Origin of the sequence: Paraburkholderia dilworthii (genome assembly GCF_000472525.1) — a bacterium.
In the GTDB taxonomy this organism is placed as follows: Bacteria; Pseudomonadota; Gammaproteobacteria; order Burkholderiales; family Burkholderiaceae; genus Paraburkholderia; species Paraburkholderia dilworthii.
On sequence record NZ_AWZT01000061.1, the window covers coordinates 1 to 17,663 of the forward strand.

A 17,663-nucleotide genomic window follows, 5' to 3' on the forward strand; every position below is an offset into this window, starting at 1 on the left:
TGGTCTGGTCCCATGCACAGCTGTCGACCAGAGTTAGCGCTTTAGCTGTCGGTCGGAGTTCGCGCTTTAGCGCGTTACTGCGGCCCCATGCAAAGAACCTCTTCTGATCCCATCGACGGCAGTCAACCAGACTTAGCACCTTAGCGCCCGCTCCGACCTGTTCTGTGCGCTGTCTCCAGCTTGAAAGTGCGCCGCCATGAAGCGCGGCGCGCGGCGGGCTCGAACCCTTGAGCGACAGTTTAGAGAGAAGCAAAAACAGTTCATACGCGCAAAATGCTGCGTAATGACCATCAACTTCGACACTTCGACGCGCCTCACAGGCGAAACGTCGAAAACACAAGAAACAGCGCCCACACAGGACGCGCTTCACACCATGCCGCGGTCTATCTTCCTCGCGAGAATGATCGAGGTCGTGGTCCGCTCGACGCCCTCCATTCCGCCGATCTGATCGAGCAGATCGTTCAGACGATCCGGCGAATCCGCGCGCAGCCAGGCCACGTAATCGAATTCGCCGCTCACCGCACACAGCAGTTGCACTTCGGGCATCTTGCCGAGACGCTTCTGCACCGCAGGCCCATGTTTGGGCGCGATGATGATGCCCACGTACGCATAGATGCTCGAATCGAGCACGTCCTGGCCGAGCCGCACGCTGTAGCCCGCAATCACGTTGTTGCGCTCGAGCCGCGCGATTCTTGCGATCACGGTGGTGCGCGCCACGTCGAGTTGGCGCGCGAGATTGGCGACGCTCTCGCGGGCGTTCGCCTGAAGCAGCGCCACGAGGTTGCGGTCGAGATCGTCGAGTTGGTCGAGGCGCGGAGGTCTCATCGAAGGAGAGAAAAAGGTGGTGGCAATGGTGCGGATTATCGCGCGTCTTTACTGTTCGACGCGGCCTTATGCGCCGAAGCGCTCGATCACGAAGTCGATGAAGCTCGTAAGCTTGGGCGTGGCACGCCGGTCGCGCGGATAGACGAGATGAACGGGCGCGCCTTGAGGCAGATGCTCTTCGAGCACCGACACGAGTTCTCCGCTCGCAATCTCGCGTGCCAGCAGCGCCTCCGGTTGCAGAACAAGACCGAAACCATGCAACGCGGCCACCTTCAGCGCCTGACCGTTGTTCGCGCGAAAACGCCCCGCGTGCAAAGGGTTTTGCACGGCGTTTTCGCCGCCAAGGCGCCACGTGCCCTCGCGTCCCCAATGCAGAAAACCAAGGCATTCGTGATGCGCGAGATCGGCGGGCGTGCGCGGGATCCCCGCTCGTGCAAGATATGCCGGCGACGCGCACGCGCGCATCCGGTACGGCTTCAACGGACGCGCAACGAAGCTCGAATCCGGTAGATGACCGATGCGCACGGCGGCGTCAAAGCCCTCTTCGACGAGATCGGTCACACGGTTCGACAGATCGAGTTCCAGCGTGACGTCGGGCCATGCGCTCAGATAGTCGGTCATCGCCGGAGAAAACACCTCGACGCCGTAGGTCAGCGGCACCGTCACCTTGAGTACGCCGCGCGGCGCAGCGGCCATAGCCTCGGCGAGCGACTCAGCGTCCTTTACGTCGGCGAGAATGCGCCTGCACTGCTCGTAATATTGCCGGCCAATCTCGGTCAGGCTTTGACGGCGCGTGGTGCGCGTGAGAAGCCGCGTGCCGAGCCGTGTTTCGAGCGAGCGGATGTGCTTGCCGACCATCGCCGACGAAATGTCGAAGCGTTCAGCCGCCGCCGTCAGGCTGCCCGCCTCCACCACGGCTACGAAAATCTCCATGCTGACGAATTTATCCACCCGCTATTTCCTGTTCGTTTCGGTTGTAAGCGTTTGTCGCATAAGAGCCGCATTGTAGGGATATCGTGATACTAATAGCGCCGACGGCCAGGACGAGCGGTCCGCACCATAGCGCTACCGCGTGCAATGCGGCGCCTCGCAAGCGGGACCGCTCCCCATGCGCCTTGTCCCAATTCCAACAGACATCAGGAGTTTCGATGAAAAAAGCACTGGTCATGCTGGCCTCCGCAGTCGCAATGAGCGGCGCATTTGCGCAAGCTTCCGCACCGGTTGCGGCGCCTTCGGGCACGGCGGCTTCAGCGCCCGTCGCGAAGGGCGGTCACGAGCGCAATGTCGAGGACCGCATCGCCTATCTGCATTCGCAGCTGAAGATCACGCCGGAGCAGGAACCGCAGTGGAAAACCTTCGCCGACGTGATGCGCGGCAACGGCGAGACGATGGGCGAACTGTTCAAGCAGCGCCGCGCGGCGACGAACGTCTCCGCGCTCGACGACATGAAACAGTACGCCACCATCGCACAGGCGCACGCGGACGGCATGAAGAAGCTGGTGGACGCATTCGATCCGCTTTACAACAGCTTCTCGCCCGAACAGAAGAAGCTCGCCGATGTGACGTTCCGTCACCAGGGCGGCGCCAATGGCCGCGCCCGTCATCATGGCAAGGGTAAGAGCGGCAAGCCCGCGCCGGCTCCCGCAAGCGACGCCACGGTCAAGCCGTAAAGATCGACTGCAAGATGGAGTGCGCGCGGTGCGGTTTTCCGCACCGCGCATTACAAAAGAACCGCACAGTAAGATGCGTCTGGCATGATGCAGGTCCGCGATCGAAGACGCGAAGTCGCGACGCCACCGTCAACAACCTTCTGCCCGCTTCATGAACCACCTGGATAACCTCGACTTGCGTCATGACGCCGCCGCACGGCGCGTCGTCAAGGACGAAACCGTCAACGTCGAATTCGCCGCGACACAAGGCGAGTTGATGAGCCTGGAAGGGCCCAACCGCTATCTGCCGGGCGACGCGCTGATCACCGGATCGACCGGCGAGCGCTGGGTCGTTTCGCGTGAACGCTTCGACGCCAAATATGTCCCCGCCGACGCCGCCCTCACCCATGGCGAGGCCGGCGCTTACCGGAATCGCCCCGCTGTCGTACTCGCCAAACAGATGAGTGAAGCGTTCTCTCTCGCGCGTTCGGCAAACGGCGGCGACGTGCTGCGCGGCGCGGCCGGCGACTGGATCATGCAGTACGCGCCGGGCGATTACGGCGTCGTGCAGGCCGCGCGCTTCGCGAAGGTCTACCGCCTCGCGGACTGAAGCGCCGTCACGCGAACTCGTCGCCGAGATCCACGGTGACTTCGCGCGGCACCGCTTCGCCATTCGCATACAGTTCCTCGAGCGAGCCGATGCTCGCCTCGACATACGCGCGCAACACCGCGAAGCTGCGGCCACGCAGCCGCGCCGGTAACGAGCGATAACGCGCGAGCGCCGCCGGCGCGATCTGAACCGTCATCACGATGCGCCGCGCGGTCGCGCCGAAGCGCATCGCTACCCAGTGAATCGCCAGCGTCGGCGTGCCGTCTTCGGCCGCGCGCTCGATGAACTGCGTCTGCTCGGGAAAGAGATCGCTGATAACGCGCGCCAGTTCCTCGAACTCGGGATTCGCGCAGTCGTATTGGTAAGCTTCCATATATGTGCCGAAAGATAGGGGTCAGCGGTTGCTGGCCGCCGATTGTAAGACGACGGGTGCGCGCACCGGTTGCGAAGCGCAACTGCGCTAGCGAGGCAGCGCCGTCATGCGCTCGGCGCCGGGGCGTCTGTAAATCCTCACCAGCAGCCCCACCACGACGAGCGCTCCCAACGCATACACGGCATCTACTGCGGCGAGCGGCACCAGTTGCGCCTGGAACAGTGCGGCGGGCACGTCAACGAGCGCATGCAGCGCGATCGCGAGCGGCAGGATCGCACGCCAGCCAGCAAGCAAGCCACGCCACATCAACACCGACAAGCCGATCTGGAAGACGAGCGCGGCCACGCGTTCAAGCGCGAAAATACCCGCCGTTTGGGGCGTCAGGCTCGCGAGTATCAGATGGATGCGCATGACCGATTCGGTCGGCAGATTGCTGAGATAGCCATCGAGTTGGCCGCGGTTTTCGAATACCGCGAACAGAATCCATTGAATCTGCACCAGCACGCCGACGAGCCACGCCTCCGCGCCGCCATGACCGAGGCCGTAGGTGAGCGCGGTGCCGTCATCGGTGCGGGGCGTTTGTGACGTTGAAGCCGCCGCCTTCGCCGCCGCACGCTTGATCAGCAGGCGCATGCCGATGAAGCGCCCCACTTCCTCGCAAATCCCTGCCGCGAACGCGCCGTACACGACGAACGCAAGCGGATGGGACAGGAATGTGGCCGTCGCCTCGTTCCGATGCAGCACGTAGTCGTTCAGCGCGCGCTCGATCACCATCGCGAATAACGCAAATACGGCGATGCCGGCGATCGCGTCGCGCGGCTTCAGCGCTAGCGGCCGGCGCAGGCGGCGGTAGATGACGAAGGGCAAAGCGGCGACCAGAAGCGTCGCGAGGGCGAGGCTCGACAGGGTAAGCGGTGCAACAACCATGAGTTTCCTTGCAATGACCGGCGCGCAACCGCTGCGCGCCGCAGCCCGCATGATCGCAGATCGGAGGGAAGTCAACCTGGAAGTGGGCGGGGTGTTGGCTTTGAACGTTGCCCTTGAACGTTAGCCTTGGGGTACTCGCCCAGAACGTTGGCTTCAGCCCTCCGCTGCGAGGTCAGCCCGGACACCGGCCACAACCTAACCCGATGTCGACGCGCGGACGATCAACTCCCCCGGCAACAGACAGTCGCGCGCACCGGTCTGCACGCCTTCGATCCGCTCATGCAGAAACTCGACCGCCCGGTAGCCAATGTCGTAGGTCGGCTGGCGGATCGTCGTGATGCCCGTCAGTTCGGCCCACTCCGGATCGTCGATGGAAAGCAGCGCAACGCGTGCCTGCCAGTCGGCGCCGTAACGCGCCTTCAGATGCAATGCGAGCCGCAACGCGACGGGCGCATTCGCCGCAAAAACCGCGACACGCGCGGCGTTGCCGACCGCGCCCGCGTGGTAGTGGTTCGCAGCATCGATCGCGCGATCGAGTTGCGCGAGGCTTCGAGCGCTCTGCTCTGGATCGGCAAGATCGAGCACGAGCGTGTGGGGCCGCGCAGCGCCTGCACGCGTCGTTTCGTGCGCGGTCATCGCTTCGCGAAACGCCGCCTCGCGCAGCCGCCGCGAGCTGACCTGCTCGAACGGCTGGACGACGAACCAGATATCCCGAAAGCCGCCATCGAGCAGATGCCGCGTGCCGAGTTCCGCCGCCGCCCGATTGTCGAGTCCGACGATATCGGCGACGAGTCCTTCGACGGAACGGTCGACCAGCACCGCAGGAATTCCGCCGCCGCCCACCGGCCGCAGCGTTTCCTCGCGTACGCCAAGCGCGTTGACGATCACGCCTTCCACGCGATAAGTGGTGAGCAGTTGCAGATAGCGTCGCTCCATCTCCACTTCGTTCGCCGCGTGGCAGATGAGCGGCATCAGGCCGAGCGCATGGCACGCAGCCTCGACGCCTTGCAGCACTTCGACGGTATAGCGATTCGTGAGGTCGGCGAGCAGCATGCCGATCAGCCGGTTGCGGCCGCGCTTCAGACCGCGCGCCATCTGATTAGGCTGATAGTCGAGCCGTTCGATGGCGGCCTCGATGCGCGCGCGCAATTCCGGCGACAACACACTCATCTCGCCGTTCAGATAACGCGAGATGCTGGTCTTGCCGGTGCCGGCTTCGCGCGCGACATCGGTGATCGTCGCGCGGCGCGGCGTGGCTGGCGATGTCGGCGGCGCGTTCATCCGAGCCCCGCAAAGGAATGGCTAATGCATCGACTATTGCATCGGCTAATGCATCTGCTAATGCATCGGCTAATGCAACGCTCTACGCACCGGTTCGGCAATGAACGCTCGATCACGACGCTCTTCACCGTTGCAGCACTTCGCGATTGACGATGTTGGTCGCCAGCGTACCGTCGAGCGCGGCGACGAGATTTTCCGCTGCGTTGCGCGCCATTGCATGACGGGTCTCGTGCGTCGCCGAACCGATATGCGGCAGCGCAACCACGTTCGCCATCTTTAGGAGCGGCGAATCGGCGGGCAACGGCTCCGTCTCGAACACGTCGAGACCCGCGCCGTGAATGGTGCCGTTTTGCAACGCCTCGATCAACGCGTGTTCGTCGACGGTCGCGCCGCGCGACGCATTGATCAGGATCGCGGTTTTCTTCATCGCCCGGAGTTCGTTCGCGCCGATCATGTGCCGTGTTTGCGGCGTGAGCGGCACTTGCAGACAGACGAAGTCGGCGTTTGCAAGCAGTTTCGGCAACTCGACGCGGCGCGCACCGTAAGCCTCTTCGGCTTCATGATTTGCGCTGCGATTCGTGTACAACACCTTCATGTTGAAGCCAAGCGCCGCACGCCGGGCGACCGCGCCGCCAATGCGCCCCAGGCCGACGATACCGAGCGTTTTGCCCTGCACGTCGCCGCCGAATTGCTCGGGCCCGATGCTGTGCTGCCACTGCCCCGCCTTCACCCATGCGGCGAGCTCGACCACGCGGCGAGCCGACGCGAGGATCAGCGAGAACACCGTGTCGGCGGTGGATTCCGTCAACACGTCGGGCGTATGCGCAAGCACGATGCCGCGCTGCGTGAGATCGGCGACGTCGAACTGATCGAAGCCGACAGAGACCGTCGAGAGCGCCTTGAGCCGCGTCGCGCCTTCGAGCATCGCCGGTGTAATCTTCACGCTCGCCCCGATGCCGCCGTCCGCATCGCGCAATGCGGCAACGAACGCGTCGTGCTGGGCGGGGTCGACCTGCACGACTTTTACGTGCTGTTGCAGATACGAAAGCACATCTTCGGGAAGCGGCTTCCAGGCGACGATCTTCTTCATCGGCTTATTTTCCTTGCAACGGTGTAGCGAGTTTGTGCCGCGGCTGTGCCGCCTGCTGTTGCGGCTTGACGATCAGCGTGAGGATAACCGCCGCGATCAGCGCGACGCTCATGAACGCATACGATGCCGCGGGCGTTCCGGTCGCGCCGTTCAGATAGCCGACCATATACGAGCCGACGAACGAACCCAGCGCGCCCATGCTGTTGATCAGCGCCATCGCGCCGCCCGCGACGTTCTTCGGCAGCAGCTCGGGCACGATTGCGAAGAACGGGCCGTACGGCGCATACATCGCGGCGCCGGCAATCACGAGCGCCGCATACGAAAGCCAGAAATGCGTGGAGCCGAGCGCATACGACGCCGCGAACGCAATCGCGCCGATCAGCAGGAACGGCCAGACGAACACTTTGCGGCGGTTGAGTTTATCCGATGCCCACGACGCCAGAAGCATCGCGATGGTCGCGGCCAGATACGGCAGCGCCGACAGCCAACCGGTCTCGACCATGCCGAGCGTGGAGCCGTTCTTCAGGATCGACGGTAGCCACAGCACGAAACCATAGACGCCGATGCTCCAGCAGAAATACTGCGCGCACAGTTTGATCACGGCCGACGAGCGGAACGCCTCGGCATAATTGCGCATCGGCTTGATCGCGGCCTGCTCGGCGCGCAGCGTGTCGGCGAGATCGTCCTTCTGCTGCTGCGTGAGCCACGAGACCTGCTGCGGCTTGTCCTGCACGATGAACCACCAGCACACGGCCCACAGAATCGCGGGAATGCCCTCGGCGATGAACATATTGCGCCAGCCGAACGAATGCACGAGATAGCCAGATACCACCGACATCCACAGCACCGTCACCGGATTGCCGAGAATCAGAAACGTGTTGGCGCGTGAGCGCTCGCTCTTCGTGAACCAGTTGCTGATGAAGATCAGCATGGCCGGCATCACCGCGGCCTCGACCACGCCGAGCACGAAGCGGATCACCATCAGCGACGGGATATTGCTGACCATACCGGTCAGCGCCGCGCAACCGCCCCACAGGACGAGGCTCCAGAACACGAGCTTCTTGACGCTGCGGCGTTCGGCGTAGATCGCGCCCGGAATCTGAAAAAAGAAATAGCCGAGAAAGAACAGCGCGCCGATCAGCGACGACAGTCCTTTGCTGACTCCAAGATCCTGATTGATGCCGGCCGCCGCCGCAAAACCGTAGTTCGCGCGGTCGAGATAAGCGAGGCTGTACGTGATGAATACGATCGGCATGATCGTCCACCAACGGCGAATCGCGAGAGATGAGGTCATGGGGTGTCTCCTTTTACGGCGTCCCGAAACAAAGATGAACGAAGGTTTTGCGGCGCGTTTCAGGCGCTCTTGCTGTTATCGATGCAGCCAGGCTTACGGGTCTGGTGAGAACCGCGGGCGCCGGACCGCGTGACTGCGTCAATGCTGTTCGTGCGGGTGTTTGCAGCTTTGCGTAGACGACAGCAAACGCCTGCAACGGCCGCAAACGACCGCAATGCACGTGCTTCAGGCCGCGTGCGCGACGCTCGAGCTCGACAGATCGCCACGCTCGAGTGCATCCAGTTCGGCGCGGCTCGGCAGTCCTTCAGAATCGCCGATCACCTGGATCGCCAGCGCCCCGATGCGGTTGCCGCGCGTGACCGCCTGCGGCAACGTTCTACCTTCGAGCAGCGCGCTGATCAGGCCGACGGCGAATCCATCGCCCGCGCCGACCGTATCGACGACCTTGGCGACCGGCTCGCCGGCAATCACGCCGGCGGCGTCGGCCGTGCGAAAATACGCGCCTTGAGCGCCGAGCTTGACGATCACACCGCGCGCGCCCTGCTCCAGATAAAACTTCGCGATGTCGTCGGGCTGCGTGTAGCCGGTCAGAATCTCGCCCTCGCCGATGCCGGGCAGCACCCAGTCAGCGAGCGCGGCGAGCGCGTTCAGCCCTTCAACCATCGCGGCGCGCGACGGCCATAGCGTCGGGCGCAAGTTGGGATCGAACGAGATGGTTTTTCCGGCTCTGCGCATCCCGCGTGCCAGGTGGAACGCGAGTTCGCGCGAGCTCGCCGAGATCGCGGGCGCCACTCCCGTCAGATGCAGATGACGCGCCGGCAACACATAGTCGGCCACATAATCGGCGACCGACAGATGGCTCGCCGCCGAACCGCGGCGGAAGTATTCAACGGCGGGATCGCTGCCGTCGTCGTTCTTCGACTTCAACTGGAAACCGGTCGGGTAGCGCTCGTCGGTGCTCACGCAGCGCTGGTCGATGCCTTCTTTCGTCAACGTATCGCGCACGTACTGGCCGAATGAATCGTTGCCCACGCGGCTCATCCAGCCGACCTTGAAGCCAAGCCGTGCAAGACCGATCGCAACGTTCAGGTCGGCGCCCGCAATGCGTTTGCTGAACTGGCCGACGCTGGCAAGCGGGCCCGTTTCGGCAGCGACGAACATGGCCATTGCTTCGCCGTAGGTGATGATGTCCAGTGCTGCGCTCGGGTTGCTCATGACTTGCTCCTGCGTGTGCGTCGTGGCTGTGGTGCTTGGTGCTTGGTGCTTGGTGCTTGGTGCTTGGTGCCTTCTTCTCAGATTCCACCCGCCCCTCACGCCGCGGCCAGCCACGCGACGCGTCGTGCTGCGTCCTCGTCGATACAGGCGGCGTCGAGCGGAAACTCGATGCCGCGCGGCACGTTGCGCGGCAGTCGGTGCAGCACGGCGGCGAACAAAGCGTCGTCAACAGCGGGCGCCGCCGCGAACCGCCGTGCGCCCTCGCCGGCCGCGATCTTGCAATGCACGTACTCGACGTGAGATGCCAATGCAGCGGCGGCGTCGAGCGCTGCCACGCCGCACCAAGCCCAATTCCCTACGTCGAAAGTCATACCAAGCATGCCGGAGTGACCTTCGCGCCCCAATGCATCGAACAGGTCGCTGAATTGCGGCAGCAAGCCGCCCTGCGCCAGTTGTCCGTTCTCGACGACGAGCCGCACATCCATGCCCCGCAACTGCGCCGCAATCGCATCGCCATGCCCGTCGCTAGTGAAAGCGCCCAGTTGCAGCTTGACGAAGCGCGCGCCGAGCGCCACCGCTTCGTCGAGCGCAAGGCGCAGCGCGGCGGCGTCGAGCTGGCCGTCTTCCGCGTACAGCGACGCCGGCGTCGAATACACCGACCACAAGCCCAGCTCCGCAATCTGCTTGCCTAGTTCCTCAAGGCGCGATGGCGCGGCGTCGGCTTCGTAACCGAACAGTTCGCGGCGCACCTCGAAACCGGCTGCCCCGGCGCGCCGGCTTGCTTCCGCCCACTTGCGATGACCCGCCGTTCGCACCGCGTCCGCGCCAAAAGCGCTAGCGACAATCGCTACTTCAACTGCTTTCGTCATGTGGTAGCTACCGATTATTCGGGGATCCGCGACTTTGGAACCGGTTCCAAAGCTGACTTTAAAAAAAGCGCCGAAGCGCTCGCATTGCGTGAATAGTGCGCCGGAGCCCCATCCGCGCACCATAGTGGAAATCCCCAGGCGGCGCCTCTCATGCGATGCAGGCCTCGCCGTTTCAAGCGTTACGCGCGGGCGCCAGGACTCAAGCGCCATCCGCCAGACAAAGCGTAAGGAACTGCTGAACCACGCGCGGCGGCGCGCTCGCATGCGGCACGACGATCGACAACCGCCGCGTCAGCGGCTCGGGGCTCAGCGAAAAGACGCGTAACGCGCTGTTTTCGTGCCGCATCGACATCGCCGAGACGAAGCCGATGCCCATGCCGGCCCGCACCGCTTCCTTGACGCCCTCGACGCCGGCAATCTCGAGCGCCACTCGCATCTGCACACCCGCACGGGCGAACGCGCGCTCCACGACCTGGCGCACGCCCGACCCGGCCTCGCGCACAATCAGCGGCTCGGCACCAAGCGCCGCCAGGTCGATGCCCGCTCCCTGCGCCGCCTCCGCGAGCGGATGCGTGCGCGGCATGATCGCCACGATCTCGTCCTCACGCCACGCGTGGACGGCGGTGCCGGGCGGCAGATCGGCGCCCACCGGACCCTCGATCAGTGCGATGTCGACCGAACCCAGCGCGCCGACGATGTCGGTCGTATTGCCGTCGGCGGTATGGACCGTCACCGCCGGATACCGTCGATGAAAATCCGCGATCAGGTAAGGCAGCAGGTAGCTCGCCGGTGTAGTGGTCGCGCCAATCCGCAACGTGCCCTGCTCGAGGCCGCGCAGCGCGTCGCGGTATGCGTGCGCCTGCCGCCACGTGTCGCGTAACCGCGCGGCATAGCTCGCGAGTTGCTCGCCGGCCGGTGTCAGGCGCACGCCGCGGCCGTCGCGCTGATAGAGCGCTTCACCGAATTCGTCCTGGAGTTGCCGTAATTGCCCCGACACGGCCGGCTGCGACAGATGTAGGGCAAGCGCGGCGCGGCTGATGTTCAGATGGTCGGCGACGGCGGCAAACGTTATAAGCTGATCTGGGGTCATGGAAGGCAAATATCCGACAGACTGATATTTTCCATTCTAAATGACGATTTTTCATATCGATATATCTAATTTAGGATTGGAGCCATTGAATCCCGTCAGTCACGCAGGCTGCAACCATGACATCTGCTCACATCACCGCTACCGCCCCCGAACAATCGTCCGCCCGCGGGCAACTCAACGGCATCCTCTTCGTCGCGCTATTCGCCGCTGCCGTTACCCGCATCGCCGAAATTCCGGCCATTGCCGGGTTGGGGCTCAGCCCGCTGATCGTCGGCATCATGGCCGGCGCCATCTACGGCAACGCGCTGCGCGACGGCATGCCGGCAAGCTGGGCAGCGGGCGTCAATTTTTCGGCGCGCAAGCTGCTGCGCATCGCGGTCGCGTTCTTCGGGCTGCGGGTGAGCCTCCAGGAAATCGCCCAGGTCGGCTTGCCGGGCCTCGCCGAATCGGTACTGATCGTCGCCAGCACGCTGCTGATCGGCACATGGGCGGGCATGAAAATCATGAAGCTCGACCGCGACACGGCGCTCCTTACGGCTGCCGGCAGCGCGATTTGCGGCGCAGCCGCCGTGCTCGCCTTCGAGTCGACGCTGCGATCGAAGCCGCACAAGAGCGCGATGGCCGTCGGCAGCGTGGTGCTGTTCGGGACGCTTTCGATGTTCCTTTACCCGGTGTTGTTCAACGCAGGCTGGCTGCATCTCGACACGGTCGGCGCGGGCCTCTTCTTCGGCGGCACGATTCACGAAGTCGCGCAGGTGGTCGGCGCGGCGAGCAACGTGAGCCCGGAAGCAACGCATATCGCCACCATCGTCAAGATGACTCGCGTGATGCTGCTTGTACCGGTGTTGCTCGCGGTCGGTCTGTGGGTGAGCCGCGCCGCCCGCCGCGACGCGACAGCAGCGAGCTTGCAGCAAGGCGCTCGCGCCAACCAGCGTCCGGGCAAGCTCGCAATTCCCTGGTTCGCGCTCGGCTTTCTTGCCTTCGTCGTGATCAACTCGCTGCATGTGCTGCCGCAAGCCGCCACCACGACGCTGAATACACTCGATACGTTCGCGCTCACAATGGCCATGACCGCGCTCGGCATCGAAACGCGCATCTCGCAGATTCGTCAGGCGGGTCCTCGCGCGCTGACTACGGGCTTCATCCTTTACGTGTGGCTGATTGCGGGCGGACTCGGAATCACATGGACTGTCCAGCGCCTCTTCGGCTAAGCCGCCCTTCGCTCGAACCAACCCCGCCGCGCGCGGGGTTTTGCGCGTTTTGCGCGAGCATCCGGCTCGCTAGCGCGGCATACTGGCTGCCCGAGCGGCGCGTGCGTTCGATGCGGCGCGCTGAACACCGCGTTCATGCAACCTGAATGAGGATGAATCGATGAGCCTGGAACTTTACTACTGGGACGGCCTGCAAGGTCGTGGCGAATTTGTTCGGCTGGCGCTGGAAGAAGCCGGCGTGGACTACGTGGAAGTGGCGCGCGGCGATGCCTCCGAAGGTCTCGGCACCGGCGCGATGATGGCCGTGATGAAAAGCAAGGACGAGCCCTATCCGCCGTTTGCGCCGCCGTTCCTGAAAGACGGCGATCTGGTGATCTCGCAGACCGCGAATATCCTGTTCTATCTCGGCCCGCGCCTGAACCTGGCGCCGTCCGTGGAGAGCTTGCGCTACGTGGCAAACGGGCTGCAACTGACGATTGCAGACGTGGTCACCGAGGCGCACGACACGCATCATCCGCTCGCAAGCAATCTCTATTACGAAGATCAGAAAGACGCGGCGAAGGCGCGCGCGCACGACTTCATCGACAACCGGATTCCGAAGTTCATGAAGTATTTCGAGCGCGTGCTGAAGCAGAATCCCGCCGGCGACACGTTCATGGTGGGCGACTCGCTGACCTACGTCGACCTGTCCATGTTCCAGCTGATCGACGGGCTGTTATATGCGTTTCCACGCGCGCTGAAGCGCTTTGCCGAGCACTACCCGCGGCTCGCCGCATTGCACGCCGCGGTGAGGGAGCGGCCGAACATCGCCGCCTATTTGCAATCGGAGCGCCGCATCGAACATAACGAGGCGTGCATCTTCAGGCACTATCCCGAACTCGACAAGGCGGCGGCTTGACCGGCGCCGCAATTCTTCGTTCATGCCCGGCCGCGCGCCCGCTTCGTCTAGCGGGCGCACTGCTGTTGTCGTGCGCGCTTTTCAACCCGTCTTCACGCTTCGTACCGCCGACGTGCTCTCATTCCTGCTGAAGCTGCGCACTCGCGCTCATGACCTTTTCCGTCTCTCGGACGCCCATACGATGCTGGTGTGGTCCGTGGTCGTGGGCGTCGCGGGCGCCTTCGCGACGATCGCGTTTCGCCAGGGCATCGAGTTGCTGCAACTGTTGGTGGTCGGCAAGTCCGGCAGCTTCGTGGAAATGGCGCGCAGCCTGCCGTGGACCGTGCGGATCTGGCTGCCGGCGGCGGGCGGACTGATAGCCGGCTCGCTGCTGCTGATCGCGCGGCGTCATGCCGACAAATGCAATCACGTCGATTACATGGAAGCGGTGGCTATCGGCGATGGCGTCGTGCCCGTCAAGCTGAGCCTGTGGCGCAGCCTGTCGTCACTGTTCACGATTTCGAGTGGCGGCTCGATCGGCCGTGAAGGTCCGATGGTGCAACTCGCCGCGCTGGCCGCCTCGCTGATCGGACGCTGGGTCCACTTCGATCCGCCGCGGCTGCGCCAGCTCGTCGCGTGCGGCGCGGCGGCGGGTATTACGTCCGCGTACAACGCGCCGATCGCGGGCGCCTTTTTCGTTACCGAAATCGTGCTCGGCTCCATCGCTATGGAAAGCTTCGGCCCGGTGTTGGTCGCGGCCGTCGTCGCCAACATCACGATGCGCGAATTCGCCGGCTACAAGCCGCCGTATGAGATGCCGGTGTTTCCGCCGGTGGCCGGTATCGAGGTGCTGTTGTTCGTCGCGCTCGGTCTGCTCTGCGGCGCGGCGGCACCGCAGTTTCTGCGCTTGCTGGGCGGCTCGAAAGCGCTCTTTGGCAAACTGCCGTTGCCGCTGCCCGCGCGGCTCGCGCTTGGGGGACTCGTCGTCGGCATTCTGTCGGTCTGGACGCCTGAGGTGTGGGGCAACGGCTACAGCGTCGTCAATTCGATCCTGCATTCGCCGTGGACGTGGACGGCGCTCGTCGTCGTGCTGGTGTTCAAGCTCGTGGCCACCGCGGCCACTGCAGGCTCGGGCGCCGTGGGCGGTGTGTTCACGCCGACGCTTTTTGCCGGCGCGGTGGTCGGCTCGCTGTTCGGCCAGGGCATGCATGCGCTGTGGCCCCACGGCACCTCGGCGCCGTTCGCCTACGCGATGGTCGGCATGGGCGCGTTTCTCGCGGGCGCCACGCAGGCGCCGCTGATGGCGATCCTGATGATCTTCGAGATGACGCTCAGCTACCAGGTCGTGCTGCCGCTGATGCTGTCGTGCGTGGTCGCATACTTCGTGTCGCGCGCAATCGGCAAGACCTCGATGTATGAGATCACGCTGCGCCGCAATCAGGAAGAACTGGAGCGCACACGCCTGCGCGCGACGCAGATGCGTGAACTGATCCGTCCGGCGCAAACCGTCGTGCCGCCCAACGCGACCGTACACGACATGACGCGCGTGTTCCTCGAATATCCGGTCAAGTATCTGTACGTGGCCAACGAATCGGGCGCGTTTCTCGGTGTGGTCGCGTTGAAGGACATCACCTCCGATCTGCTCGACAAGCGCGATACCTCGACGCGCACCGCCGCCGACTATCTACAGCCGCATTTCGACGTGCTGACGCCGGACATGCCGCTTGGCGTCGCATTGCAGCACTTCATGGCTTTCCAAGGCGAGCGGCTGCCGGTTGTGGAAAGCGCCGCGCATCCGCGGCTTGCGGGCGTGGTCTATAAAACCTCGTTGCTCGACGCGTATTTCCGCATGAATCCGACGCGCTAAACGCGGCGCAGGGGAACCGCGGCGCGGGAGTGCTGGGGCGGGTGTTTGGGGCGGGTGTTTGGGGCGGGTGTTTGGGTTGGGTGTTTGGGTTGGGTGTTTGGGTTGGGTGTTTGGGTTGGGTGTTGCGCCGGGATTGCGCCGGGATTGCGCCGGGATTGCGCCGGGATTGCGCCGGGTAAAGGCGCGGCCGTACTGCGCGGGCGCCCGGCGCGGGCAGCCCCGCGCGCCAGTCGCGCTCATGCAAAGCACACCAGATTCTCTACAATGAAAAGACGCTGCGGCTGCGCGCCGGCAGCACAGGTCACGCCACGACGGGCGCGCCGAGACGCCCGCCATTCGATCGGAGCGAAGATGAGCGAACCGTCACTCGACGCCGTGCGCCGCGACCAGGCAGGCTGGATTTTCGTGCATATCGAAGGCGAGCCGTACGATCGCGGCGAACAGCACGGCCAGTTGCTCGCCGCGGAAATCCGCAACGCTATCCGCACCGCCCGCTACCTCGCGAAGTGGGACACAGGCGAAGATTTCGACGCCTTTGTCGAGGCCGCGGTGACCCAGTTCGCCAACAAGCTCGACACCGAATTCGCCGACGAAATTCAGGGCATCGCCGACGGAGCAAAGCTGCCGTTCGCCGAAGTGCTGGCATGGAACGGCTACATGGATCTGCTGCAAAGCTGGTGGCCGGCGCACGCGGCCCAACAGAAGCCGAGCCTCGGACTCAAACCCTGGCGCGGCCGGCGCGGTCATCATTGCAGCGCGTTCATCGCGACCGGCAACGCGACCCGCGACGGCCGCATCGTGATGGCGCACAACTCGTGGGACCGCTACGCCGCCGGCGACGCGTTCAATGTGATATTCGACATCGTGCCGGATCGGGGCAACCGCATTCTGATGCAGGGCTTGCCGGGCTGCATTTCGAGCCTTACCGATTTCTGGGTGACGGCTGCCGGACTGATGGTGACCGAAACCACCATTTCGAACTTCGTCGGCTACAACGCAGCGGGCGCGCCGGAGTTCTACCGCTCGCGGCGCGCGTCGCAGTACGCGAACAGCATCGGCGAATGGTGTGAGATGTTCGCGATCGCAAACAACGGCGGGTACGCGAACAGCTGGCTGCTCGGCGACACGAAAACCGGCGAGATCGCGCGCTACGAACTGGGGCTGCATTATTCCGGCTTTGAAAGCACGAGGGACGGTTTTTACAGCGGCTACAACACGGCGACGGATCTGAAAATCCGCAACCAGGAATGCATCGGCGAAGGCGAAGACTATACGGACGTGCGCAAGAACGGCGCGCGGCGCCTGCGCTTCATGCAGCTCGAGGACCTGCATCGCGGCAAAATCGACGTGGAGCTAGCGAAGGCGATGATCGCCGATCATCACGACGTCTATCTCGATCGCCATGACAATGCGTGCTCGCGGACGATTTGCGGGCATCTGGAACTGGACGACGCGCGCTTTGGCGGCTCGGATCATGGGCCGTTCAATCCGTGGGGCGCGAACGACGGCAAGGTGGTCGACAGCGAAATGGCGCGCGAGATGGCGTTCGCGGCGCGCTGGGGTCATCCATGTGGACGGCCGTTCGACGCGCAGGCGTTCATGAAACGCCATCCGCAGTGGAACTGGCTGAACGGCTATATGCGCGACCGGCCATCGTGGCCGTGGACGCGGTTTGAGGTGCTGCGCTAGGTGTGGTCCGCGGTTCGGTGGTGCTAGCCGGGGACGCGGGCGCAGGCCGGTGGTGCAAGCGCGCGGGCACACCCATGAGGTGCGGGCCGCTCGTGCAAACTGGCGACGCAGGCGCGGGCCGGTGGTGCGAACCAGCGACGCGGACACAAGCCAGAAGGCGCCCTCCACGCGACAGCGCGCATGCCAACAAACTGGGCCTACCGGCAATCATCCTGCCATTCCCCGGCCATCGCCGGCGATTTACAATGAGTGGTAGCAAGGCGCACGTTGCAGGATTTGCGCGCCGGGCATGATAAAAGCGCGCGCCTCCTCCAGCAGCCCACGCGCGGCTTGCGCCTTCCTTTCGACGCGGGGACGGCACAGCACTTGCTGAATTATCAGCGCCGCATGAGCTTAGGAGGTCGGGCATGAAAACCTCGACACTGTTGATCATGGTGACGCTGTCCGCTTCATGCTTTGCCGCGCCGGTTCACACCGCGCAGGACGGCATGCCGGCGAACGCCCTCGCCGAAAGCGCGAACGCCGCGCCAGTCGCCCCTGCCGCGCCCGACGTAGCAGTGACAGACGACAATCGTCCACAGCAATGGCAGCATATCGTCTTGCCGAAGTCGCGACATCCCGAGCGGGGCTTCGCGGCGCACAACGAGCGGCTGCAGACCTGAAAGCGGCGCTCGCCGGCCGGTTTCCCGATTGACTGCGACGAACCGCGGTTGACTGCAATTGAGGCTGCAAGACGGCGCACTTGTGCGACCCTTTATGCGCCGGCTGCGAGGTGCCGAGAAGGCGGCGAGAAGGC

The 17,663-nt window shown here is 64.1% G+C and carries 17 protein-coding genes; 7 read left to right on the forward strand and 10 right to left on the reverse strand.

Annotation, left to right across the window (positions count from 1 at the left end; genetic code table 11):
• Positions 1-366: 366 nt before the first annotated feature.
• Positions 367-825: an Lrp/AsnC family transcriptional regulator gene (locus F759_RS0131800; protein WP_027803394.1), complete on the reverse strand. Its 459-nt coding sequence runs from the start codon at positions 823-825 to the stop codon at positions 367-369.
• 66 nt (positions 826-891) lie between these two features.
• Positions 892-1,776: a LysR family transcriptional regulator gene (locus tag F759_RS0131805; RefSeq protein ID WP_027803395.1), complete on the reverse strand. Its 885-nt coding sequence runs from the start codon at positions 1,774-1,776 to the stop codon at positions 892-894.
• Positions 1,777-1,973: 197 nt separating this feature from the next.
• Here F759_RS0131805 and F759_RS0131810 point away from each other — a divergent pair, with 197 nt between their 5' ends.
• Entirely contained in the window at positions 1,974-2,495 is a 522-nt protein-coding gene (locus F759_RS0131810; protein WP_027803396.1) for a Spy/CpxP family protein refolding chaperone, read from the forward strand.
• A gap of 151 nt (positions 2,496-2,646) precedes the next feature.
• Positions 2,647-3,084, forward strand: coding sequence for a PGDYG domain-containing protein (locus F759_RS0131815; RefSeq protein WP_027803397.1), 438 nt, complete (start codon positions 2,647-2,649; stop codon positions 3,082-3,084).
• A gap of 7 nt (positions 3,085-3,091) precedes the next feature.
• Here F759_RS0131815 and F759_RS0131820 read toward each other — a convergent pair whose 3' ends face one another.
• The 8 genes from F759_RS0131820 to F759_RS0131860 all read right to left on the reverse strand — a co-directional run bounded on the left by F759_RS0131820 (position 3,092) and on the right by F759_RS0131860 (position 11,223).
• Positions 3,092-3,457, reverse strand: a complete 366-nt coding sequence (locus tag F759_RS0131820; RefSeq protein WP_027803398.1) for a DUF3022 domain-containing protein — start codon at positions 3,455-3,457, stop codon at positions 3,092-3,094.
• A gap of 87 nt (positions 3,458-3,544) precedes the next feature.
• Positions 3,545-4,384: a YhfC family intramembrane metalloprotease gene (locus F759_RS0131825; RefSeq protein WP_027803399.1), complete on the reverse strand. Its 840-nt coding sequence runs from the start codon at positions 4,382-4,384 to the stop codon at positions 3,545-3,547.
• 195 nt (positions 4,385-4,579) lie between these two features.
• Positions 4,580-5,665 (reverse strand): LacI family DNA-binding transcriptional regulator, encoded by a 1,086-nt coding sequence (locus tag F759_RS0131835; protein ID WP_027803400.1) that lies wholly within the window; start codon positions 5,663-5,665, stop codon positions 4,580-4,582.
• A 124-nt stretch (positions 5,666-5,789) separates the two neighbouring features.
• Positions 5,790-6,755, reverse strand: a complete 966-nt coding sequence (locus F759_RS0131840; protein ID WP_027803401.1) for a 2-hydroxyacid dehydrogenase — start codon at positions 6,753-6,755, stop codon at positions 5,790-5,792.
• Between the two features lie 4 nt (positions 6,756-6,759).
• Positions 6,760-8,049 (reverse strand): MFS transporter, encoded by a 1,290-nt coding sequence (locus F759_RS0131845; protein ID WP_027803402.1) that lies wholly within the window; start codon positions 8,047-8,049, stop codon positions 6,760-6,762.
• Positions 8,050-8,274: 225 nt separating this feature from the next.
• Positions 8,275-9,264 (reverse strand): sugar kinase, encoded by a 990-nt coding sequence (locus F759_RS0131850; RefSeq protein WP_027803403.1) that lies wholly within the window; start codon positions 9,262-9,264, stop codon positions 8,275-8,277.
• A 95-nt stretch (positions 9,265-9,359) separates the two neighbouring features.
• The gene (locus F759_RS0131855) at positions 9,360-10,133 is read right to left on the reverse strand and encodes a TIM barrel protein (RefSeq protein WP_027803404.1); all 774 of its coding nucleotides are present in this window, start codon (positions 10,131-10,133) and stop codon (positions 9,360-9,362) included.
• A gap of 199 nt (positions 10,134-10,332) precedes the next feature.
• Positions 10,333-11,223, reverse strand: coding sequence for a LysR family transcriptional regulator (locus tag F759_RS0131860; protein WP_027803405.1), 891 nt, complete (start codon positions 11,221-11,223; stop codon positions 10,333-10,335).
• Between the two features lie 116 nt (positions 11,224-11,339).
• On the opposite strand from F759_RS0131860, the gene F759_RS0131865 reads away from it, so the two are divergent.
• From F759_RS0131865 to F759_RS0131885, 5 genes are all read left to right on the forward strand, one after another.
• A complete protein-coding gene (locus F759_RS0131865) occupies positions 11,340-12,434 on the forward strand; it encodes a YeiH family protein (RefSeq protein ID WP_027803406.1) in 1,095 nt (364 codons plus the stop codon).
• A 160-nt stretch (positions 12,435-12,594) separates the two neighbouring features.
• Positions 12,595-13,332: a glutathione S-transferase gene (locus F759_RS0131870; protein ID WP_027803407.1), complete on the forward strand. Its 738-nt coding sequence runs from the start codon at positions 12,595-12,597 to the stop codon at positions 13,330-13,332.
• A 112-nt stretch (positions 13,333-13,444) separates the two neighbouring features.
• Positions 13,445-15,178 (forward strand): ClcB-like voltage-gated chloride channel protein, encoded by a 1,734-nt coding sequence (locus F759_RS0131875; RefSeq protein ID WP_027803408.1) that lies wholly within the window; start codon positions 13,445-13,447, stop codon positions 15,176-15,178.
• Between the two features lie 351 nt (positions 15,179-15,529).
• A complete protein-coding gene (locus tag F759_RS0131880) occupies positions 15,530-16,867 on the forward strand; it encodes a C45 family autoproteolytic acyltransferase/hydolase (RefSeq protein ID WP_027803409.1) in 1,338 nt (445 codons plus the stop codon).
• A 407-nt stretch (positions 16,868-17,274) separates the two neighbouring features.
• Positions 17,275-17,529 carry a hypothetical protein gene (locus F759_RS0131885; RefSeq protein WP_027803410.1) on the forward strand — a complete coding sequence of 85 codons (255 nt, stop codon included), beginning with the start codon at positions 17,275-17,277 and terminating at the stop codon, positions 17,527-17,529.
• The last annotated feature ends 134 nt before the right edge of the window (positions 17,530-17,663 follow it).